At 57.5% G+C, this 22,011-nt stretch carries 21 protein-coding genes; 10 read left to right on the plus strand and 11 right to left on the minus strand.

What is annotated here, in order from left to right; all coding sequences use genetic code 11:
• The first annotated feature begins 101 nt into the window (after positions 1–101).
• Entirely contained in the window at positions 102–641 is a 540-nt protein-coding gene (locus OSH03_RS15540; RefSeq protein ID WP_266179517.1) for an isochorismatase family protein, read from the plus strand.
• Positions 641–1,561 carry a GlxA family transcriptional regulator gene (locus OSH03_RS15545; RefSeq protein WP_266179518.1) on the plus strand — a complete coding sequence of 307 codons (921 nt, stop codon included), beginning with the start codon at positions 641–643 and terminating at the stop codon, positions 1,559–1,561. The genes OSH03_RS15540 and OSH03_RS15545 overlap by 1 nt, the downstream gene beginning before the upstream one ends.
• Here the strand turns inward: OSH03_RS15545 and OSH03_RS15550 are convergent.
• The gene (locus OSH03_RS15550; RefSeq protein WP_266179519.1) at positions 1,554–2,549 is read right to left on the minus strand and encodes an acyltransferase; all 996 of its coding nucleotides are present in this window, start codon (positions 2,547–2,549) and stop codon (positions 1,554–1,556) included. The two genes, OSH03_RS15545 and OSH03_RS15550, sit on opposite strands and share 8 nt — an antisense overlap.
• 182 nt (positions 2,550–2,731) lie before the next feature.
• Here OSH03_RS15550 and OSH03_RS15555 point away from each other — a divergent pair, with 182 nt between their 5' ends.
• From OSH03_RS15555 to glyS, 3 genes are all read left to right on the plus strand, one after another.
• Positions 2,732–3,037: a YsaB family lipoprotein gene (locus tag OSH03_RS15555; protein ID WP_151412690.1), complete on the plus strand. Its 306-nt coding sequence runs from the start codon at positions 2,732–2,734 to the stop codon at positions 3,035–3,037.
• A gap of 160 nt (positions 3,038–3,197) precedes the next feature.
• Positions 3,198–4,109 carry a glycine--tRNA ligase subunit alpha gene (gene glyQ, locus OSH03_RS15560; RefSeq protein ID WP_003860141.1) on the plus strand — a complete coding sequence of 304 codons (912 nt, stop codon included), beginning with the start codon at positions 3,198–3,200 and terminating at the stop codon, positions 4,107–4,109.
• A 9-nt stretch (positions 4,110–4,118) separates the two neighbouring features.
• Positions 4,119–6,188 carry a glycine--tRNA ligase subunit beta gene (gene glyS, locus OSH03_RS15565; protein ID WP_253540284.1) on the plus strand — a complete coding sequence of 690 codons (2,070 nt, stop codon included), beginning with the start codon at positions 4,119–4,121 and terminating at the stop codon, positions 6,186–6,188.
• 93 nt (positions 6,189–6,281) lie between these two features.
• On the opposite strand, the gene OSH03_RS15570 is transcribed toward glyS, so the two are convergent.
• Entirely contained in the window at positions 6,282–6,719 is a 438-nt protein-coding gene (locus tag OSH03_RS15570; protein ID WP_266179520.1) for a hypothetical protein, read from the minus strand.
• Positions 6,720–7,470: 751 nt separating this feature from the next.
• On the opposite strand from OSH03_RS15570, the gene OSH03_RS15575 reads away from it, so the two are divergent.
• Together OSH03_RS15575 and OSH03_RS15580 are read left to right on the plus strand one after the other, a co-directional pair.
• Positions 7,471–8,613 carry an IS481 family transposase gene (locus tag OSH03_RS15575; protein WP_420909760.1) on the plus strand — a complete coding sequence of 381 codons (1,143 nt, stop codon included), beginning with the start codon at positions 7,471–7,473 and terminating at the stop codon, positions 8,611–8,613.
• A gap of 249 nt (positions 8,614–8,862) precedes the next feature.
• Positions 8,863–10,482, plus strand: coding sequence for an ABC-F family ATP-binding cassette domain-containing protein (locus OSH03_RS15580; RefSeq protein WP_266179521.1), 1,620 nt, complete (start codon positions 8,863–8,865; stop codon positions 10,480–10,482).
• Between the two features lie 38 nt (positions 10,483–10,520).
• Here the strand turns inward: OSH03_RS15580 and OSH03_RS15585 are convergent, their stop codons facing one another.
• Positions 10,521–10,808, minus strand: a complete 288-nt coding sequence (locus OSH03_RS15585) for an HTH-type transcriptional regulator (protein ID WP_028015078.1) — start codon at positions 10,806–10,808, stop codon at positions 10,521–10,523.
• A gap of 331 nt (positions 10,809–11,139) precedes the next feature.
• Here OSH03_RS15585 and OSH03_RS15590 point away from each other — a divergent pair, with 331 nt between their 5' ends.
• Both OSH03_RS15590 and cspE read left to right on the plus strand, forming a co-directional pair.
• Positions 11,140–11,850, plus strand: coding sequence for a DUF3053 domain-containing protein (locus OSH03_RS15590; RefSeq protein WP_045260020.1), 711 nt, complete (start codon positions 11,140–11,142; stop codon positions 11,848–11,850).
• A 247-nt stretch (positions 11,851–12,097) separates the two neighbouring features.
• On the plus strand, positions 12,098–12,310 hold the full coding sequence (gene cspE, locus OSH03_RS15595; RefSeq protein ID WP_003860775.1) for a transcription antiterminator/RNA stability regulator CspE: 213 nt from the start codon (positions 12,098–12,100) through the stop codon (positions 12,308–12,310).
• A gap of 58 nt (positions 12,311–12,368) precedes the next feature.
• Here the strand turns inward: cspE and ghrB are convergent, their stop codons facing one another.
• The 6 genes from ghrB to OSH03_RS15625 all read right to left on the minus strand — a co-directional run bounded on the left by ghrB (position 12,369) and on the right by OSH03_RS15625 (position 18,401).
• Positions 12,369–13,343: a glyoxylate/hydroxypyruvate reductase GhrB gene (ghrB, locus tag OSH03_RS15600; protein ID WP_061096582.1), complete on the minus strand. Its 975-nt coding sequence runs from the start codon at positions 13,341–13,343 to the stop codon at positions 12,369–12,371.
• Positions 13,344–13,369: 26 nt separating this feature from the next.
• Complete coding sequence (locus tag OSH03_RS15605) at positions 13,370–14,650, minus strand: MFS transporter (protein WP_061096581.1); 1,281 nt, start codon at positions 14,648–14,650, stop codon at positions 13,370–13,372.
• A 114-nt stretch (positions 14,651–14,764) separates the two neighbouring features.
• A complete protein-coding gene (locus OSH03_RS15610) occupies positions 14,765–15,703 on the minus strand; it encodes a sugar kinase (protein ID WP_266179522.1) in 939 nt (312 codons plus the stop codon).
• A 3-nt stretch (positions 15,704–15,706) separates the two neighbouring features.
• A complete protein-coding gene (locus OSH03_RS15615; protein ID WP_061096579.1) occupies positions 15,707–16,456 on the minus strand; it encodes a sugar phosphate isomerase/epimerase family protein in 750 nt (249 codons plus the stop codon).
• 103 nt (positions 16,457–16,559) lie between these two features.
• Positions 16,560–17,576: a LacI family DNA-binding transcriptional regulator gene (locus OSH03_RS15620; protein WP_061096578.1), complete on the minus strand. Its 1,017-nt coding sequence runs from the start codon at positions 17,574–17,576 to the stop codon at positions 16,560–16,562.
• Between the two features lie 162 nt (positions 17,577–17,738).
• Positions 17,739–18,401, minus strand: a complete 663-nt coding sequence (locus tag OSH03_RS15625; protein WP_266179523.1) for an OmpA family lipoprotein — start codon at positions 18,399–18,401, stop codon at positions 17,739–17,741.
• Positions 18,402–18,613: 212 nt separating this feature from the next.
• Here OSH03_RS15625 and OSH03_RS15630 point away from each other — a divergent pair, with 212 nt between their 5' ends.
• Positions 18,614–20,893 carry a molybdopterin guanine dinucleotide-containing S/N-oxide reductase gene (locus OSH03_RS15630; protein ID WP_266179533.1) on the plus strand — a complete coding sequence of 760 codons (2,280 nt, stop codon included), beginning with the start codon at positions 18,614–18,616 and terminating at the stop codon, positions 20,891–20,893.
• Here the strand turns inward: OSH03_RS15630 and OSH03_RS15635 are convergent.
• Both OSH03_RS15635 and tag read right to left on the minus strand, forming a co-directional pair.
• Positions 20,856–21,302 carry an N-acetyltransferase gene (locus OSH03_RS15635; protein ID WP_061096576.1) on the minus strand — a complete coding sequence of 149 codons (447 nt, stop codon included), beginning with the start codon at positions 21,300–21,302 and terminating at the stop codon, positions 20,856–20,858. The genes OSH03_RS15630 and OSH03_RS15635 overlap by 38 nt on opposite strands.
• Positions 21,280–21,861: a DNA-3-methyladenine glycosylase I gene (tag, locus tag OSH03_RS15640; RefSeq protein ID WP_151412692.1), complete on the minus strand. Its 582-nt coding sequence runs from the start codon at positions 21,859–21,861 to the stop codon at positions 21,280–21,282. The genes OSH03_RS15635 and tag overlap by 23 nt, the downstream gene beginning before the upstream one ends.
• Between the last annotated feature and the right edge of the window lie 150 nt (positions 21,862–22,011).

The raw sequence follows: 22,011 nt of genomic DNA on the forward strand, positions 1-22,011 counted from the left end.
ACGCTTGTCCGGGAGAGGCACGAGGATGTCCTTTTTTGGTCTGTGCGTGCCTTCGTTTCCTCGTCAGGATAAGGTCATACCCACTGACGAGGAGTTCCATCATGTCCCGCATCGCATTAATCAACATTGATACTCAGCAGTCTTTTCACCACCGCAGCTACTGGCAGGAGGACGATATTCCCGCCTTTCAGCAGGCGATGCTGGGGCTGATCGAAGGCTGCCAGGCGCGCAATATTCCGGTCGTTGATATTTTTCACGTTGATGAAGACGGCCCCTTCACCCTGCAAAGCGGCTATGTCAAACCGATGGCCTTTTTGCGTCATCAGCCGGATGTGGTATTCCAGAAACACGTCCATAATGCCTTCACGGATACCGGGCTTGACCGCTGGCTGCGCGAGCGTGATATCAACCAGCTGATTATCTGCGGCATTCGCACAGAACAATGCTGTGAAACTACGGCCCGGGTGGCATCCGATCTGGGGTATGCTGTGACCTTTGTGAGCGAGGCAACGCTGACGTTTCCCATGACGTACAAGGGCATTACCCTTAGCGCAGCGGAGATTCGCCATCGTACCGAGACGGTGCTGGCCGGGCGTTTTGCCGAGATTAAAACGGTAGCGGAGACGCTGGAGTCACTGTAATGCGCATCGACGTCTGGTTTGTGATGTTGCCCGGAGTGCTGTCATTAGATATGACCGGCCCGGCAGAAACCTTTGTTCTGGCAGGCGATGCGTTTCGCCTGCATTACATAGGCCCGCAGCCTGATGTTCAGACGTCGATTGGCCTGTCGATGAGCGGCATTCAGCCGCTGCCGGAAAGCCTGCCTTCAGGCAGCCTGCTGGTATTGCCGGGTGTGAGCGACTCCCGCTTTCAGTTCTCAACGCCACAGGCGCAGCAGATCCAGCACTGGCTGATGCGGCTGCAGCCGCAAATACAGCGCCAGGAAATCACCGTGATGTGCGTCTGTTCAGGGGCGCTGCTGGCGGCAAAATCGGGCCTGCTGAATAACCGACAGTGCACAACCCACCATGACGTTATCAGCCGTTTACGCACCGCGGCCCCTACGGCGACGATTAAAGAGAACCGGATATTTGTGCAGGATGAAAATATCTGGACCAGCGCAGGGATTACATCGGGCATCGATCTGGCGCTGCACACGATCAACCGCCTGTGCGGCCCCGAAAAGGCGCTGGCCGTGGCGCGTGAGATGGTGGTCTGGTTCCGCCGCTCCGGTGACGATCCCCAGCTTTCTCCGTGGCTACGCTACCGCAACCATCTTCACCCGGCGATTCATCGGGCGCAGGATGCCCTCATCGCCGAGCCGCAAAAAACGTGGAGCTTGCCTGATATCGCCGCGCTGGCGCACGTCAGCCCGCGCCACCTTACCCGGCTTTTCCAGTCACATTTAGGGATTAGCGTTCGCGATTATCTGGAGCAGCTGCGTCTGGCGGTGGCGGAGCAGTGGCTGATGCAGGGACGCGGCGTGGAGCAGGCCTCACTGGCGGCAGGGTTTTCCTCCCCGCGCCAGTACCACCGCGCCCGGCAGCGAAGCGCTAGCTGACGAAGCGGCGAACGTCTATTTTTTGCAGCAGCATCGACAGAAGCAGGCTGACAGCCAGCGTGGCGGCAAAAATCCAGACGATATCCAGCACCGGCCAGCTTTTCAGCTCAACGCCCCTCGTGCGCAGCGCGTGGATCACCAGCGCGTGAAAACCGTAAATCCCGAGAGAGTGCCGAGAGATAATATTCAGCACGGGCAGGGGACGCGCGTTCAGGGTATTTTTGACGAGCGTAAGCAGCGATACGGCACAGATAAAGACCATCGGCCCGCAATACAGATACCAGGTATCGGCAAAATTGCCGCGCCACTGAAGCTCATGCAGCGTCCCGCGTGAAATCACCGCCACGCCGGCGATAAACAGCGCCCCGCAGAGCCAGTTCAGGCCGCGTTTTTGCGTGTCCATCATCCCGATAGCGCGCCCCAGCATGCCGTAAAGCACGTAGTAGAAGGTATCGCCGTTGATATAGAGGTTCACCGGCAACCATTCGAAACCGTCGATTTTCTGCGAGACCGTATTCGGGTTGGCGACGATGCCAATCACCACCATCAGGGCCAGGAGCATTTTCCCGCTGACGTTTTTCACCTGAATGAGCGGAGAGACAAGATAGATAACGATGATGGCGAAGAAGAACCACAGGTGGTAGAACACCGGTTTTTGCAGCAAATATTTGAGGGATAACCCGGCGTTAATGGAGGTAAACAGGGTGATATAGAGCAGGGCAACGGCGCTGTAGAACCCCAGGCAGGCCGCGATGCGGATGAAGTGCCTCGGCTGCGCGCTACGCTCGCCAAAAAAGAGAAAGCCGGAAATCATAAAAAACAGCGGCACGCTGACGCGCGACGCGGAGTTGAGGATATTGGCAATATCCCAGTTAACGGGGCTGATGCTGTGGGCATTCGTGACATACCAGGTCGTCGTGTGGATCATGACCACCATCAGACACGCTATTCCTCGCAGGTTATCAATCCAGTTAATTTTTGACGGCATCAGTTCCTCGTATTCCCTGTAAAGTGAGTGTGACTCCCGTTGTCCAAAAGTCTTCGTTTGGAAAATTCTGAGTTTTATGTGCAGGCTTGCCGGGAGACCGCGAGATTCGCAGAATGGCAGACCTTAATCTATAAAAGTGTTGATACTAAAAATAACAGCCGCTGACCAGGACGGTAATAAAAATGATGATGAAGCGTGTGGTATCACTCTTTCTGCTGTTGATGCTGGCAGGATGCAGTGCGCCACAGGAAGTACCCGTGCAAAAAGCGCAGCAGGGCAAAATAAGCCCGGAGCGTTCACTGAATATGGAAGCGCTCTGCAAAGACCAGGCCGCTCGACGCTATAACTCGAACGCTCAGAAAATTAACGTCATCGGATTCGAGCGCTTTCAGGGCAGCTATGAGCTTAGAGGGTATACTGCGCGTAAAGAGGGCTTTGTCTGCTCGTTTGATGCGGACGGTCAGTTTTTACATCTCTCCATGCGCTAGCCTGCTCGCATAATCAACAGCCAGACGCCGCCAGCGTTCTGGCCGGAAGGCTTATTTCCCAATTTTCCCTAAACAACCCCGTTTCGTACTGTATATCTTGCAGCCAGCGGGTATACTGGTCCCTTCCATTTAAAACCACACGTATCCAGCACGAAATACTATGCAAAAGTTTGATACCAAGACCTTCCAGGGCCTGATCCTGACCTTACAGGATTACTGGGCTCGTCAGGGCTGTACCATTGTTCAACCTTTGGACATGGAAGTCGGCGCCGGCACTTCACACCCGATGACCAGCCTGCGCGCGTTGGGGCCAGAGCCAATGGCGACCGCGTATGTGCAGCCTTCCCGTCGTCCGACCGATGGTCGTTACGGTGAAAACCCGAACCGTCTGCAGCATTACTATCAGTTCCAGGTGGTGATTAAGCCATCACCCGACAACATTCAGGAACTGTACCTCGGGTCGCTGAAAGAGCTGGGTATGGATCCAACCATCCACGATATCCGTTTCGTGGAAGACAACTGGGAAAACCCAACGCTGGGTGCCTGGGGTCTGGGTTGGGAAGTGTGGCTGAACGGCATGGAAGTGACCCAGTTCACTTACTTCCAGCAGGTTGGCGGTTTGGAATGTAAGCCAATCACCGGTGAAATCACCTACGGTCTGGAACGTCTGGCGATGTACATTCAGGGCGTAGACAGCGTTTACGACCTGGTCTGGAGCGACGGCCCGCTGGGTAAAACCACCTACGGCGACGTGTTCCATCAGAACGAAGTGGAGCAATCCACCTATAACTTCGAATACGCGGACGTGGACTTCCTGTTCACCTGCTTCGAGCAGTACGAGAAAGAAGCGCAGCAGCTGCTGGCGCTGGAGACTCCGCTGCCGCTGCCTGCCTACGAGCGTATTCTGAAGGCCGCCCACAGCTTCAACCTGCTGGACGCCCGCAAAGCGATCTCCGTGACTGAACGTCAGCGCTACATTCTGCGTATTCGTACCCTGACCAAAGCCGTTGCAGAAGCTTACTACGCGTCCCGTGAAGCCCTTGGCTTCCCGATGTGCAACCGAAACAAATAAGAGGCGGCCATGTCTGAGAAAACTTTCCTGGTGGAAATCGGCACCGAAGAGCTGCCACCAAAAGCCCTGCGCAGCCTGGCTGAATCTTTTGCTGCGAACGTGACCGCCGAGCTGGATAACGCTGGCCTGGCGCACGGTAAAATTGAGTGGTTTGCTGCACCGCGTCGTCTGGCGTTGAAAGTGGCAAATCTGGCGGCGTCTCAGCCGGATCGTGAAGTTGAAAAACGTGGCCCGGCGATTGCCCAGGCGTTCGACGCGGAAGGCAAACCGAGCAAAGCGGCAGAAGGCTGGGCGCGCGGCTGCGGTATCACCGTTGATCAGGCCGAGCGTCTGACCACCGATAAAGGCGAATGGCTGCTGTATCGTGCGCACGTGAAAGGTGAAAGCGCTGAAGCGCTGCTGCCGAATATGATCGCCACCTCGCTGGCCAAGCTGCCGATTCCTAAGCTGATGCGCTGGGGCGCGTCTGACGTTCACTTCGTGCGTCCGGTGCATACCGTGACCCTGCTGCTGGGCGATACCGTTATTCCGGCCACCATTCTGGGCGTGGCGTCCGATCGCGTGATCCGCGGCCACCGCTTTATGGGCGAGCCGGAGTTCACCATCGACAATGCCGACCAGTATCCGCAGATCCTGCTGGAACGCGGTAAGGTCATTGCCGACTACGAACAGCGTAAAGCCAAAATTAAGGCGGACGCGGAAGAGGCGGCCCGCAAGATTGGCGGTAATGCCGACCTGAGCGACAGCCTGCTGGAAGAAGTTACCTCTCTGGTTGAATGGCCGGTTGTGCTGACCGCGAAGTTCGAAGAGAAATTCCTGGCCGTTCCGGCTGAAGCGCTGGTGTACACCATGAAGGGTGACCAGAAGTACTTCCCGGTCTACGCCAACGACGGCAAGCTGCTGCCAAACTTCATCTTCGTGGCGAATATCGAATCGAAAGATCCGAGCCAGATTATCTCCGGTAACGAAAAAGTGGTGCGCCCGCGTCTGGCGGATGCCGAATTCTTCTTCAATACCGACCGTAAAAAGCGTCTGGAAGATAACCTGCCGCGCCTGCAGACCGTGCTGTTCCAGCAGCAGCTGGGTACGCTGCGCGACAAGACCGACCGTATCGCGGAGCTGTCCGGCTGGATCGCCCGTGAAATCGGTGCCGACGTTAACCACGCGACTCGCGCGGGCCTGCTCTCCAAATGCGACCTGATGACCAACATGGTGTTCGAATTCACCGACACCCAGGGCGTGATGGGCATGCACTACGCGCGTCACGATGGTGAAGCGGAAGACGTGGCGGTGGCCCTGAACGAGCAGTATCAGCCGCGCTTTGCGGGTGACGATCTGCCGTCCAACCCGGTTGCCTGCGCCGTAGCGATTGCCGATAAAATGGACACCCTGGCGGGTATCTTCGGCATCGGCCAACATCCAAAAGGCGATAAAGACCCGTTTGCGCTGCGTCGTGCCGCGCTGGGCGTGCTGCGTATCATCGTAGAGAAAAACCTGAACCTCGATCTGCAAACGCTGACCGAAGAAGCGGTGCGTCTGTACGGCGACAAGCTGACCAACGCGAACGTTGTGGATGACGTGATCGACTTTATGCTCGGTCGCTTCCGCGCATGGTATCAGGACGAAGGTTATACCGTTGACACCATTCAGGCGGTGCTGGCGCGTCGCCCAACCCGTCCGGCTGATTTCGATGCGCGTATGAAGGCGGTGTCTCACTTCCGTACCCTGGAAGCGGCATCTGCCCTGGCCGCGGCCAACAAGCGAGTATCCAACATTCTGGCGAAATCCGACGAGACGCTGAACGAGCGCGTAAATGCCGCGTCCCTGAAAGAGCCGGAAGAGATTGCTCTGGCGATGCAGGTTGTGGTGCTGCGCGACAAGCTCGAGCCGTTCTTCGCGGAAGGCCGCTACCAGGAAGCGCTGGTTGAGCTGGCTGAGCTGCGTGACGTTATCGACGCCTTCTTCGAGAAAGTGATGGTGAACGTAGAAGATAAAGAACTGCGTATTAACCGTCTCTCCATGCTCGAAAAACTGCGCGAGCTGTTCCTGCGCGTGGCGGATATTTCGCTGCTGCAGTAATGTGCCCGCTGTTACAAATGCTAAAAACCCGCTTCGGCGGGTTTTTTTATGGGGCTTTTGTAGGCCGGATAAGCGCAGCGTCATCCGGCAGGTTTAGCCGATCGTGATTGTGCCTTCGTCTGTCTGCAGCCAGCGCGGTGCCTTCAGCGTGTCGGCAAAGTAGCTGACCAGTTCGCACAGCAAATCTTCCATCACGATTTCAGATTGTCGCGGCAGTGAGCCGTTCATCAGCATCTGCGTAATCTCCTGACAGTAGCGCCCCAGCTGATCGCATTCGGGTTCGAAAGCCGGAACGCGTGACGGGAGTTCCTTCACGGTCAGGCTGGCTTTTAAAGCGTCCGGAACAGGGTCCAGAAGCGTGGGTTGCAGAAGATTCAGACAGGCATAAAGTCTGCCGTAAAGCGCCATTTTGTGGGCGCGTTGTTCGCAATCTACCAGTGCATCGGTAAAACGTTCGCAGTTATTCGCCAGTTCGGTGAAGTTGGTGGCGTGGTTGAACGGCAGAGTGATTAAAGAGTCAGTCATTGACATAAAATAACCTCAGTGAGTGGTATATCTTCCGCCACGGGAGGTTCCAGGCTCGCTGGTGGCGGAACCGAACAAGGTTGGAACGACTGGCCTCACTGACACCAGCGCGCTTTGCAGCGCCCCTGTCCGGCCCGCCATTGAGATGTAACAGGCCGTACGACACAGAGCCTGTGTCGCCAGTGAAGTGATTCAGGGTTCCAATCCCGGCACCTGATTTTGCAGGTGCGAAGAGAACTTACTGCTCATCAAAACTGGCGGCAACAGATTTGAGCTATGCCACTGAGGATATTACCATTTCTGGAAAGAGGCTCGCAAAATTACCGCAATGAAAAGCATACTGCGGGCAGAGGTCTTACAGCGACACCATGGTCCGGCTGTAAATCGCTGAGGCGTTTCCTGCAGGCCGGGGCGAGGCGCATGGATGCGCCGAGAGGGCGGGCTTTACAGGGATGTTACCTCCGCCCGTCCCCGATAAGCCGTAAGGAATAAGCCGAAGGTACCGCGCAGCGGCGATTTACCGCCGGGAGCCCGGGTAGCCAGGGTGGTGGCGATTGAGCCACCCTGGCACGTTCACCGGTACAGGAATCACAGAGTAGCAAGGAACATAAAGTGAACGGAAAGACCACCACAGTTGTATGTTCCCCCTCACCCCAGCCCTCTCCCTCTGTACGGTCCGGGGACATAGTGAACACTTGTTCGGGGACATGGTAGACACTTACAACTGAGGCATAAGAACCCGTTTATGGAGCCGCTTATGCCCTGGGGTGCGAGAGATACCATGTCATTACGTACCGAGTTTGTGCTGCTCGCCTCGCAGGACGGGGCGAACATCCGTTTCCTCTGCCGTCAGTACGGCATTTCTCCTGCCACCGGCTATAAGTGGCTTCAGCGCTGGGCTCAGGAAGGCGTATCCGGCCTTCAGGACCGCTCCCGCGCACCTCATCATTCCCCGAACCGCTCGTCAGACGACATCACAGCCCTGCTGCGCATGGCGCATGACCGTCATGAACGCTGGGGAGCCCGCAAGATTAAGCGCTGGCTTGAAGACCAGGGGCACACCATGCCCGCCTTCAGCACCGTCCATAACCTCATGGCCCGCCACGGCCTTCTGCCGGGCGTTTCACCGGGCATTCCGGCCACGGGCCGCTTCGAACACAACGCGCCGAATCGCCTCTGGCAGATGGATTTTAAGGGCCACTTTCCCTTTGGCGGTGGCCGCTGCCATCCGCTCACCCTGCTGGACGACCACTCCCGTTTTTCCCTGTGCCTGGCGCCCTGCACCGATGAACGGCGTGAGACCGTGCAGCAGCAGCTGGTCAGCGTGTTTGAACGCTACGGCCTGCCGGACAGGATGACGATGGACAACGGCTCACCGTGGGGAGACACCACCGGCACCTGGACGGCGCTGGAACTGTGGCTCATGCGTCACGGTATCCGGGTGGGCCATTCCCGGCCTTATCATCCGCAGACGCAGGGCAAGCTGGAGCGTTTTCACCGCAGCCTGAAGTCGGAAGTGCTGCAGGGAAAGTGGTTCGCGGACAGAGGTGAGCTGCAGCGCGCCTTCGACCACTGGCGGACGGTCTACAACCTTGAACGCCCGCACGAGGCGCTGGATATGGCGGTACCGGCCTCGCGGTATCAGCCGTCTGCCCGGCAGTACAGCGGGAGCGTGACGCCGCCGGAATATGATGAAGGGGTGAAGGTCAGGAAAGTGGATGTCAGCGGAAAGCTGAGCATAGAGGGTGTCAGTCTGGGCGCAGGCAAGGCGTTCAGGGGAGAACAGGTCGGGCTGAAGGAGACGCAGGAGGACGGCTGCTATGAAGTGTGGTGGTACAGCACGAAAGTGGGGGTGATCGACCTGAAGAAAAAGTCGATCACCATGGGTAAAGGATGTTAAAAAGTGTTCACCATGTCCCCGAACAGCTGTCTACCATGTCCCCGGACTGTACACCCTCCGGGAGAGGGAGTATAAGTCGCCCAAAATTTAACCTTGAAATGGTCAACCCATTACCGCTATCCTTATCCCCGTTAAATTTCTCGCTTCGGAGCGCCCCCCAAAAATGAACAAACACGACTGATGAATTTCGATCCTTGCTAAACGCCACCGCGTGGGCAGGGGATGTTTTGATTTCATTCAGGAGTGCTTATGGCTCATTTTGCGCAGTCCCCTTCTTTTATTTTGCATCAGGTCACCTGTCAGTTTGCGACGGGAGATACCCTTTTTGGTCCGCTGAGTTTTTCGCTGGAGCCGTCTCTGTGCGCGCTGGTTGGCCGCAACGGCAGCGGGAAAACGCGTTTGCTGCGTCTGCTGGCGGGGCTTGATGAGCCTGCAAGCGGGCATATCGAACGTACCGGAACACATGTATACGTGGCTCAGCAGCAGGACATTTTGCCGCACACGACGCTGGCTGAGCTGCTCGGGTACGAGGCCATCTTCGCGGTGCGAGCGCGCATCGACAGCGGCGATTACCAGCCTGACGATTTGGAAACGCTTGATGGATTCTGGGATTTAGCCGAACGTCTGGGCGAGGCGTTTGCCCGGGCGAAGCTTCCGCCGTTTGATCCAGATAAGCCAGCCGGTGAGCTCAGCGGCGGCGAGCGCATTCGCGCGTTGCTGTGCGGTGCATTTACGGCTGAAGCGGATTTCCTGCTGCTGGACGAACCTACTAACCATCTCGATCGGCAAGGGCGGGCGTGGTTCTACGACCAGCTTAGTCGTTACCAGGGCGGCGTGCTGGTGGCCTCTCATGACCGTGAGTTGCTGGCGCAGGTGCCGCGTATTCTTGAGCTGAGCAGCGGCGGCCTGCGCAGCTACGGCGGGAATTATGCGGATTATCAAACCCAGCGCGATGCTGAACAGCAGGCGGCCCGCGCGGCGCTGGAGCATGCGGCCACGGAGCGCAAACGCACCCGCGCACGCATGCAAAAAGAGCATGACGACAGCCAGCAGCGTTCGGCAAAAACGTTGCGCACCGTCGATACCCTCAATATCGCGTCGTTTGAACGCGTCAAATATAAAAGCGCGGCGAAGGAGCGGATCGGCTCGTGGAAAAAACAGCACAGCGAGCAAAATGAAGCCCTGAACGCCGCGGTAAACAAGGCGCGTGAGCGGGTTGAAGAAGATAACCCGGTGATGTTTACCCTGCCGGGGAGTCAGATCCCGGAAGGCAAACAGGTGCTGGTGCTGGAAGATCTGGTGCTGCCGCATGTGCCTGTTCCTCCGCTCAGCTGGCGGATGGACGGGCCAATGCGCGTGGCGCTAAAAGGGCCGAACGGCTGCGGAAAATCGACGCTGTTGAAAACAATCCTCGGCGATATTCGTCCACGCTCTGGAACCTGTAAGGTGTCGGTCAGCTGCGCTTATCTCGATCAGCATCTTTCCCGGCTCGATCTCTCGCAGTCGGTCATGACGCACCTCAACCTGGGCAATACGCCCCTGGAAGAGGGGATGTTACGCACCCGTTTAGCCCAGCTTCAGCTGGGGGCCGACAAAGTCTCGCTCCCGCTGGCGGAACTGAGCGGCGGTGAGCGTCTGAAGGCTGCGCTGGCCTGCGTGCTATGGCGCGCTGAGGCCACGCAGCTCCTGTTGCTGGATGAACCGACCAACCATCTGGATCTGGCCTCGGTGCAGGCGATTGAAGCGGCGCTGGCCGGTTTCCCCGGTGCGCTGCTGGTGGTGTCACACGATGATGCGTTTTTAAAAGGGTTAACGTTGACGCACGAGATGGTGTGGGAGGAGACGGGCTGGCGTTTCGAGAGCCTTTAAACACAAGCCCCCGCAGAGGCGGGGGCGTTCAAACTTCACTACGCTATCTGTTTGCTGAGTGCAGGGTTGGCCTGAATCAGGCGCATCAGCTTTAGCTCGGTTGGGGTGGGTTTCTCTCGTTTTGACTCCCACTCCAGCACCATAGCCACGCTGACACCCATCGCTCTGGCGAATTCTTCAGTTTTCAGTCCTGTCCCTTTGCGCAATTGCTCATATTCTGTAAAGGGATTGGATTTTTGTTGCAGGGTAATGGCCTGCGGTACATCTTTAAAAACGATCTGTTCCAGACTGCTCAGCAGCTCAAACTCAGGATCTTTATATTCCATTGAGAACTCCTCTTAAATCTCACATCGTGATCAAGAACATCAGAGAGCCAATTAAGAATAGTCCCTAATACAAACCCAGGATCGTCACGGCTGTGACTAATCGTGCGGTAACGATCGCTTTATCCGATTCAGCTATATGGATAGTTATGCTAATTCCCTGATTAACCATATGTCGGCTTCGCCAGGTATTTTTTTGTAAATAGTAAGAAATAAATCGGCAATAGTCGTTTTACATGAAAAGAGTATCTTGCAAGGCTGACCTGGACTATCCTTGTCAGCGTCGGGCACGCGTGTGCCGGTGTGCGCTTTTTTGGGTGAAAGGAGTAATAAAATGGCGACAGGAAAGTCCTGCTCTCGCTGGTTTGCGCCTATTGCGGCGTTGTTGATGGTTGTTAGCCTGAGTGGGTGTTTTGATAAAGAAGGCGATCAGCGCAAAGCGTTTATCGATTTTCTGCAGAATACAGTGATGCGCAGCGGCGAGCGGTTGCCGACGCTGACTGCGGATCAGAAAAAACAGTTTGGCCCCTTTGTGTCCGATTACGCCATTCTTTATGGGTATTCACAGCAGGTGAGCCAGGCGATGGACTCCGGTATCCGCCCGGTAGTGGATAGCGTGAACGCCATCCGTGTTCCCCAGGATTATATGACTCAGCGCGAGCCTCTGCGCCAGTCCAACGGCGCGCTCGGCGTGCTGAGCCAGCAGCTGCAGAATGCGAAAATGCAGGCTGACGCGTCACGTTCTGCGCTGAAGCAGGGCGAAGATCTCAAACCGGTCTTCGATAAAGTGTATGAGAAAGTGGTGACGAAACCGTCTGAAGCGATACAACCGCTGATTCCGGCCGCGCAAGTCTTCACTCAGCAGCTGGTTCAGGTCGGGGATTTCATCTCCCAGCAGGGGACGCAGGTGAGCTTTGTAGCCAACGGTATTCAGTTCCCTACCTCGCAGCAGGCAAGTCAGTACAATACGCTGATTGGGCCGCTGGCCGCCCAGCACCAGGCCTTTAGCCAGGCGTGGGGCGCAGCTGTTGCTGCCACAGAATAAACCGAAAAACCCCGCCTCAGGCGGGGTTTTTTTTATGCCTGCAGAAAATAACGCTTGTTATTCTTCTACCACATCGGTATAACTATCCCCGTCGGTTTGTTACACAGACCTAAAGCAGTTTAGTAAAGCAGTCCAGATTGTTATCCATAGATACCCTTCGTAGTGACCCTTCCTTCATCGCTTAAAAATCTGTAACGCAATCCATCAAGCCGGAAGGCACAATATATTTGTTAATAAGGTAATTTCTATGTCTGCTAAAATGACTGGTCTGGTTAAATGGTTCAACGCTGATAAAGGTTTCGGCTTCATCACTCCTGACGATGGCTCAAAAGACGTGTTCGTACACTTCTCTGCTATCCAGAACGATGGCTACAAATCTCTGGACGAAGGTCAGAAAGTTTCCTTCACCATCGAAAGCGGCGCTAAAGGCCCAGCAGCTGGTAACGTTGTAAGCCTGTAAGCTTCCAACCCAGTAGCACAAAATTCAAAAACCCGCCTTCTGGCGGGTTTTTTCGTTTCTACCGTTGGATCTGCGGGTTCACGCAGTTTTTATCCACTTTTCCGGCAAGCGCGGCTATCAGGTTATCTACCGCCGTCGCCGCCATATTGTAGCGCGTTTCGTGGGTAGCAGAGCCGATGTGGGGCAGGGCGACGACGTTTGGCATGCTCAGCAGCGGGGAATCCACCGGCAGCGGCTCCTGTTCGAACACGTCCAGACCGGCGGCGTGGATCTCGCCGTTTTGCAGCGCCTCAATCAGCGCCTGCTCATCCACCACCGGGCCGCGACCCGCGTTGATGAAGATGGCGGACTTCTTCATTTTTTCAAACGCGGATTTGCCAATCAGATGGCGCGTTTCTTCCGTCAGCGGCAGGATCAGGCAGACAAAGTCGGCTTCCTGCAGCAGCGTGTCCAGCTCGCAGTAACGCGCGTTGAAGCGTTCTTCTGCTTCACTGTGATGACGGCGCGCGTTATACAGAATCGGCATGTTGAAGCCGAAATGCGCGCGCTGCGCCAGCGCCAGCCCGATACGCCCCATACCCACGATGCCCAGCGTTTTGCCATGCACATCCACGCCGAACCAGTCCGGCCCAATGCTTTTCGTCCATTCGCCGGCTTTCACGCGCTCGGCCACTTCCACCACGCGGCGGGCCGTGCTGAGCACCAGCGCCATCAGCGTGTCCGCCACGGTTTCCGTCAGGGCATGCGGCGTGTGCATCAGCAGGATTTTACGGGCGTTCAGGGCATCCACGTCGAAATTGTCATAACCCACGGAAACGGTAGAGGTAGCACGAAGCTTCGGCATTTTCTCCAGCAGGGCGATATCCACTTTTTCGCTTGAACCCAGCAGGCCTTCGGCGCTGGCGAACGCATCGGCGTGCTGCGCCACGGTCTCCGGGCTCAGGTTCTTCACCTGCGTAACGGTGAAGTGTTCTTCCAGGCGTTTCTGCAGATCTTCCGGCAGAGCTTTGTACAAAATGACGGACGGCTTCATGCTAATCTCCGTTGATTTTTAAGGATTCAGGCGTGGCGTGCGCCGACGATGTGCTGTTGATTATTAGCAGGCTTAACAATCAGAGTAAGCCACACGGAGGCGAAAAGCGCCACCCCCATAAAGATGTACGACGCGGACGGGCTGCCGGTGGCACCGTTCAGGTAGCCGACAAACCAGGAGCCGCAGAACGACCCCAGCGCGCCCATACTGTTAATCAATGCCATCGCGCCACCCGCGACGTTACGCGGCAGCATTTCCGGGATGATGGCAAAGAACGGACCGTACGGGGCGTACATGGCGGCACCGGCAATCACCAGCAGGGTATAAGAGGCCCAGAAGTGATTTGCGCCCACGGCCCACGAGCCGATGAAGGCGAAAGCAGCAATCAACAGCAGCGGCCAGACGAACAGCTTGCGGTTTTGCAGCTTGTCCGACGCCCAGGAGACGATAATCATGGCGATGGTCGCGGCCAGATACGGTACGGAAGAGAGCCAGCCCACTTCCACCATGCCGAGGTTTTCGCCGCCGCTGCGGATAATCGACGGCAGCCACAGCACAAACCCGTACACGCCGATACTCCAGGCAAAGTACTGCGCGCAGAGCAGGATAACGTTGCGGGAGCGGAACGCTTCACCGTAGTTACGTACCGCCTTCAGCCCCTGCTGCTCTTTATCCAGCTGCGCCTGCAGTGCGGCTTTTTCATCTTCGGAAAGCCACTTCGCCTGAGCAGGCTTATCTTTTACCAGCACCCACCAGCAGAATGCCCAGATAATCGCGGGTACGCCTTCGATGATAAACATCTCGCGCCAGCCGAAGGACTGGATCAGGTAGCCGGAGACTACCGACATCCACAGTACGGTGACCGGGTTACCGAGGATCAGGAAGGTATTCGCGCGTGAACGCTCAGACTTAGTAAACCAGTTGCTGATGTAAATCAGCATCGCCGGCATGACCGCCGCCTCAACGACGCCGAGGATAAAGCGAATGGCGGCCAGGGCAGGAATATTGTTCACCACGCCGGTCAGTGACGCGCAGGCACCCCACAGGATCAGGCAGATGAAGATCAGCTTACGCACGCTGCGGCGTTCCGCGTAAATCGCACCGGGGATCTGGAAGAAGAAGTAGCCCAGGAAGAAAAGGGCGCCCAGCAGGGATGAAATACCTTTGGTGATCCCAAGGTCTTCGGTGATCCCCGCCGCGGACGCGAAGCTGAAGTTGGCACGATCGAGGTACGCCAGGCTGTACGTGATAAACACGATTGGCATGATGTACCACCAGCGTTTTACTGCATTGGTCGAACTGTTCATAGGCTTGCCTCTGTTGTTGAGGTTGTTAACCCCTCACCCTAACCCTCTCCCCAAAGGGGCGAGGGGATGATTTGCTCCCTCTCCCCTTTGGGGAGAGGGCTGGGGTGAGGGGATCTATTCGTTGAGCTGTACACGCGTTGGCAATCCTTCGCTGTCGCCCTGCACCTGAATGGCCAGTGAGCCAATCCTGTTGCCCCGCGCGACGGCCTGCTGCAGCGGTTTGCCTTCCAGCAGCGCGCTAATGACGCCCACCGCAAAGCCATCGCCCGCGCCGACGGTGTCGACCACGTTCTCAACCTTCACCGCCGCGACCGCGCCCTGTTCGCCGTTGGCCGTTTTGAACCATGCGCCATCGGCACCGGTCTTCAGCACTACCGCTTTTACCCCTTTGTTCAGGTAGAAATCAGCAATGCCTTCCGGCGTATTTTCACCCGTCAGGATCATCCCCTCTTTCAGGCCCGGCAGAACCCAGTCCGCCTGGAACGCCAGGCGGTTCAGCTTCTCAACCATTTCCGCTTCGCTTTTCCACAGCACCGGGCGCAAATTCGGATCGAAAGAGATCGTTTTGCCCTGCGACTTCATGGTCGTTGCCGCATGGTCCAGCAGTTCATACGAACTGTCAGAGAGCGCTGCCGCCACGCCGCTCAGGTGCAGATGGCGCGCGGCGGCAAAATAGCCGGCGTGGTAATCTTCCGTCGAGAGATGGCTTGCCGCCGAACCTTTACGGAAATACTCCACGATGGGATCGGTTCCATTTTCGACCTTAGATTTAAGCTGAAAGCCGGTCGGAAAGCGTCCGTCGAGGGTGACGCCTGCGGCATCAATATTCTCTTTTTTCAGCGAGTCGAGCACGAAATGGCCAAAGCTGTCGTCCCCCACGCGGCTGACCCAGCCGACGTTCAGACCGAGACGCGCCAGTCCGGTCGCGACGTTCAGCTCTGCGCCCGCTACGCGTTTGATAAAGTGCTCTACCGCGCTCAGCTCGCCCGTTTCGGTCGCGACGAACATCGCCATGGCCTCGCCGATCGTGATGACATCCAGCGTCTTGTGCATGGTTTACTCCTCGCGCAGCAGGTTGACGTAATGGCGGGTAACGGCGGTCAAATCCGCCCCTTCCAGCGGGAACTCGATACCGCGCGGGGCATCTGCAGGCAGCTGGCCGAGCAGATCCAGCCAGCGCGCATCTGCGCGGTCCGGCGCCACGGCGCGGAAGTTATCTTTATGCGGAACGGCGGCTTTAACGTGGATATAGCTCACCGCAGGGGCCAGGTGACGCGCGGCCTCTTCGGGGGAGTCGCCGACCCACAGCCAGTTGCCCATGTCGAAGGTCAGCGTGACGGGCAAGGCCAGTTCCCGGCAGGCGGTCTGGAAGCGCCGCATGGGCGCGAGCTGCCCGCAGTCGGTCTGATCGTTCTCCACGACAAGCGCCATACCGCTGGCGTTCAGCAGGGCGCGCAGGGCGTCGAGAGGCTGCGCGTCGCGGAAATGGCCCAGGGAAACCTTCAGCCACAGGGCGTTAAGGGTGTTGGCCTCAGAGAGATAGCGGGGCAGGTCCGGGTTGAGAGTGCCGTCGGACATAAACAGGGCGGCGGGCGCAGAGTAGCACGCCAGCAGACCCATCAGCTCAATGGATTCGCTCAGTGCGGGCAGCGCCAGCAGCTCTTCGCTGTTGAACAGCTCGCGGCGGATCTCCACGCCGTCTGCCCCTGCGCCTGCAATAACGGGCAGCATCGCCCGCTGACCGCCTGCCTGTCGCACCTGTTCCGCGCCATACGCGGCGGTGACCACCATGATTTTCCTGCCCATCTCCGGACTCCATCGCAACATATCAATACTATTACGCTAGATGGAACCGGTTCCAAAGAAAAGTTCAGGATGTCGAATTTATGATCGGTATCACAAGGGGGAATTAACGGGCGGTGGAGCCGCGAACGATCAGCTCGCCAGAGAAGACCTGCTCGCGTACGGCATCGCGGGTGCCTTCAATACGACGAACTACTTGTTCTACAGCAGCATAACCAATCTGCCAGGTGGGTTGTTTAAGGGTCGTAATGCCTACGCCTGCCAGCTCCGCCCACTCCAGCTCATCAAAGCCCAGCAGACCGATATCGCTGCCCCAGTGCAGGCCAATGCGCTTAAGCGAGCGGGCGACCTGAAGCGTCAGCGCCCCGTTGGCTGAGATAACGGCTTTGCGCATCCCGCGATGGCGGGTATGGAACTGGCGCAGGGTGTTGTCGATCTGGTCGGCTTCGTGAAGCGGCGTTTCGGCATTTTCGGCGATCGCGCCGGGATAACGGGCAAGCGTGGCGCGAAATGCCGCCAGGCGATCGCGTCGGGTATTTACCATGCCCAGCGGTTCGCTCAGGAACAGAATCGCTTCGAAGCCCTGTTCGATCAGGTGCTCGGTCGCGGTTGTGGCTGCCTGGGTGTTATCCAGCCCAACCACATCGCAGGCGAATTCCGGGATTTTACGGTCGATGAGGACCATGGGCAGGGAGGATTGCTGCAGGCGGTTCAGGCCCTCTTCACGCATGCCTACCGCGTTAACCACAATCCCTTCCACCTGGTAGCTGCGCAGCAGATCGAGGTAGTGCAGCTCCTGGTCAACCTCGTTATTGGTATTACAGACCAGCGGCGTAAAACCCTTCTCGCGGCAGGCGGCTTCAATACCGCTGAGGACGTTGACGGAGTAGGGGTTGGTGATATCGGCGATGATAAGGCCAATCAGTCGGGTGCGGCCGCGTTTGAGCCCGCGCGCCATCAGGCTGGGGCGGTAGTCGAGATCGGCGATAGCCTGTTCAATACGCGCCAGCAATGCGTCGGACAGCAGATGTTTCTCGCCGTTAAGGTAGCGCGAAATGCTGGTTTTACCGGTTTTGGCGGCTTTCGCCACGTCGCTGATGGTGGCCCGGGCTGGTTTGCTCATCGCTGATTTCCCTAAATTTAGTGAGAATACCTTAGCGGGAAAATCAACGATGGCAAGTGGTTCATTATGGAAGGTGCTGCTTGATGCCCTCACCCCAACCCTCTCCCACGGGAGAGGGCGCAAACACTAAAAACGGCAACGGGGTTGCCGTTTTGCTTTTACCTACTGAATCGGGCTCAACGTAATCTCTACGCGACGGTTCTGCGCTTTACCTTCCGCCGTGCTGTTGCTGGCGATAGGGTTGGCAGGACCCATGCCGCTGGTGCGGATGCGGTTCGCTTCAACGCCCTGGGTAATCAGGGAGCTGGCCACGGAATCGGCGCGCTGCTGAGACAGACGCATGTTCAGATCCTGGCCGCCGGTGCTGTCGGTGTAGCCAATCACGTTAACTGCGGTCTTGTTGTACTCTTTCAGCACCATCGCCACGCCGGTCAGGGTGTTCGCGCCCGCAGGTTTCAGCGTGGCGCTGCTGCTGTCAAAGGTCACGTTGTTCGGCATGTTCAGGATGATGTTGTCGCCGCTGCGGGTGACGCTCACGCCGGTTCCCTTCATTTTGTCGCGCAGTTTTGCTTCCTGTACGTCCATGTAATAACCGACGCCGCCGCCCAGGGCCGCGCCAGCTGCTGCGCCAATCAGCGCACCTTTGCCGCGGTCTTTCTTGGAGGAGGAGAGCGCCCCAACGCCTGCGCCTACCAGCGAGCCGATGCCTGCGCCGATGCCGGATTTACCCGCTTCGCGCTCACCGGTATAAGGGTTGGTTGTGCAGCCAGAAACAGCCAGTGCACCGCTCACCAGAGCGGCAATAACGAGTACGCGTTTTTTCATCTTCTTTCCTTAATCCTTTTTATTCTTTGCCACGGCGAGCGTGGCAGTTGATTATGACGTCCAGATACGGAGAAAATTCCGGGTATAACTCTGAAATTTGTGACAAACCATAAACGGCCTCAACGAGAAGGCCGTAAAACCTGCACGCAACCAGGAGCGCACGCTTGAGCACCTCAACAAAAACCATTCTGACCGCCGCCCACTGGGGGCCGATGCTGGTCGAAACCGATGGCGAAAATGTTCTGTCCTCCCGCGGGGCACTGCCAACACAACATCCCAATTCGTTACAGACCGTCGTTCGCGATCAGGTGCACAGCAAAACGCGCGTGCGCTGGCCGATGGTGCGCAAAGGCTTTCTGGCCTCGCCGGACAAGCCGCAGGGGATCCGTGGTCAGAATGAGTTTGTTCGCGTGAGCTGGGACGACGCGCTGGCGCTGATCCATACGCAGCATAAGCGCATTCGCGACAGCTATGGTCCATCGTCCATTTTTGCCGGCTCTTACGGCTGGCGTTCGAACGGCGTTCTGCACAAGGCCTCGACCCTGCTGCAGCGCTACATGAGCCTGGCGGGAGGCTATACCGGTCATCTGGGCGACTACTCGACCGGCGCGGCGCAGGCGATCATGCCGTACGTCGTGGGGGGAAACGAAGTGTACCAGCAGCAGACCAGCTGGCCGCTGGTGCTGGAGCACACCGACGTGGTGGTGCTGTGGAGCGCTAACCCGCTGAACACGCTGAAAATTGCCTGGAATGCCAGCGACGAGCAGGGGATTGGGTATTTCGACGCGCTGCGCAAAAGCGGCAAGCGCATCATCTGCATTGATCCGATGCGTTCTGAAACCATGGATTTCTTCGGCGACAGCGCCGAGTGGATTGCTCCGCATATGGGCACCGACGTGGCGATGATGCTGGGCATCGCGCATACGCTGGTGGAGAACGGCTGGCACGACCGCGATTTCCTTGCCCGCTGCACCTCCGGCTACGATAAATTCGCCGACTACCTGACGGGCCAATCCGATGGGGTAGTGAAAACGGCAGAGTGGGCCGCGGAAATTTGCGGCGTTCCTGCCGAGAAAATCCGCGAACTGGCGGCACTATTCCATAAAAATACCACGATGCTCATGTCCGGCTGGGGGATGCAGCGCCAGCAGTTCGGCGAGCAGAAACACTGGATGCTGGTGACGCTTGCCGCGATGCTCGGACAGATTGGCACGCCGGGCGGCGGTTTTGGTCTTTCCTATCACTTTGCGAACGGCGGTAACCCAACGCGTAAAGCGGCGGTGCTGGCGTCCCTGCAGGGCTCGGTGCAGGGCGGCGTGGATGCCGTGGATAAAATCCCGGTGGCGCGAATCGTTGAAGCCCTGGAAAATCCGGGCGGTTTTTATCAGCATAACGGTCTGGACCGTCACTTCCCGGACATTAAGTTTGTCTGGTGGGCGGGCGGGGCGAACTTCACGCACCATCAGGATACCAATCGCCTGATCCGCTCCTGGCAAAAGCCGGAGCTGGTAGTGATTTCCGAGTGCTTCTGGACCGCCTCGGCCAAACACGCCGACATCGTGCTGCCGGCGACCACGTCGTTTGAGCGTAACGATCTCACCATGACCGGCGATTACAGCAACCAGCACATGGTGCCGATGAAGCGCGTGGTGGCCCCGCGTGATGAAGCGCGTGATGATTTCGACGTGTTTGCCGAACTGAGCGAGCGGTGGGAAGCGGGCGGTCGCGAACGCTTTACCGAAGGGAAAAATGACCTGCAGTGGCTGGAGAGTTTCTATCAGATCGCCGGGCAGCGCGGTGCGGCGCAGGGGGTGGCGCTTCCGCCATTTGCTGAGTTCTGGGAGGCGAACCAGATTATCGAAATGCCGGAGAGCGAACAGAACGCCCGGTTTGTCCGTTTCGCCGATTTCCGCCGCGACCCGGAGAACCATCCGCTGAAAACCGAGAGCGGCAAGATTGTGATCTACAGCGAGCGCATCGCCAGCTTTGGATATGCCGATTGTCCGCCACACCCTTCGTGGCTGGAGCCGGACGAGTGGCACGGCAATGCTCAGCCGGAGCAGCTGCAGGTGCTGTCTGCCCATCCGGCGCATCGTCTGCACAGTCAGCTTAACTACACCTCTCTGCGCGAGCAGTATGCGGTCGCCGGGCGAGAGCCGATTACGCTGAACGCCCTTGACGCCAAAGCGCGTGGGATTGCGGACGGTGACGTGGTGCGCGTCTGGAACCAGCGTGGACAGGTGCTGGCAGGGGCGGTGGTCAGCGACGGCATTAAGCCAGGCGTAATCTGTATACATCAGGGAGCATGGCCTGACCTTGAGCCCGCCGAAGGCGGTATCTGTAAAAATGGGGCGGTTAACGTGCTGACCAAAGATCTCCCCAGCTCGAAGCTGGGGAATGGTTGCGCGGGGAACACGGCGCTGGCCTGGGTTGAGAAATACGAGGGTCCGGAACTTACCTTAACGGCGTTTGATCCGCCTGCCAGCTCATAATCCACGTCGGGTGCTGGGTATCATCCTGCCAGGCGCTGTCTTCAATGCGAAAGCCCTGAGCGTGATAGAAATTCACCGCCCGGACGTTTTTCTGATACACCTCCAGGCTTAAGTGCGGGAAGCGCTGTTGAACATGGTTCAGCAGCGCGCGCCCGATGCCTTTTCCGATATACGCTGGCGTAACGAACAGCGCCCCCACAAACTGCGACTGTATGACGCTGATAAACCCGCGCGGCGTGCCGTTCTCTTCCCATACCCAGGTTTCCGCTGCGGGCAGGTAGACCTCCCGTACCATGGCTTCGTTCTCCTTCCAGTAGCTTGCGCTAATAAACGGGTGCGCCTCGGTGGTGCTTTCAAGCCACAGGCTCAGGAGCGGATCGGCATTTTCACTTTGCCATTTGCGGATCATGTTGCCTCCCCGGATGACAGAAGCAGCCGGTGACATGGTCGTTGACCAGGCCACAGGCCTGCATAAAGGCGTAGCAGATGGTGGAGCCGACAAACTTAAAGCCGCGTTTTTTCAGTGCCTTAGATAGCGCGTCAGACGCAGGCGTGGACGCCGGGATCTCCGCCAGCGTGGCAGCCTGCGTGATTTGCGGATCGTTATTCACGAACGACCAGACAAACTCTGAGAACGATTCGCCGTTTTGTTCCATCGCCAGCCAGGCGCGGGCGTTGCCGATGATGGCCTGGATTTTACCGCGATGGCGGATGATACCGGCATCCTGCACCAGCCGCTCTACGTCATCTTCGGTCATGGCGGCGACGGCAACGGGATCGAACTGGTGGAAGGCGTTGCGGTAATTTTCGCGTTTCTTCAGTACCGTAATCCATGATAACCCCGCCTGCTGGCCCTCCAGGCAGATCATCTCAAAGAGTTTTTTGCCATCCGTCTCCGGTATGCCCCATTCCCGATCGTGATAGTCGATATAAAGCTGATCCTGGCTTACCCAACCGCAACGTTCCATCCGTCATCTCCCTTATTGATACTGAATTTCGCAAAATTTTCATTCCGTCAGTCTTGACGTGCCTGGTATAAAGACAATAGTTAATACAGGGCCATATGCTCTCTAAAGTCTTCCTGAATAACGACAAATATCGCCGAATTCGGCTCTCTC

The organism is Enterobacter nematophilus, from assembly GCF_026344075.1.
GTDB classification, from domain to species: domain Bacteria; phylum Pseudomonadota; class Gammaproteobacteria; order Enterobacterales; family Enterobacteriaceae; genus Enterobacter; species Enterobacter nematophilus.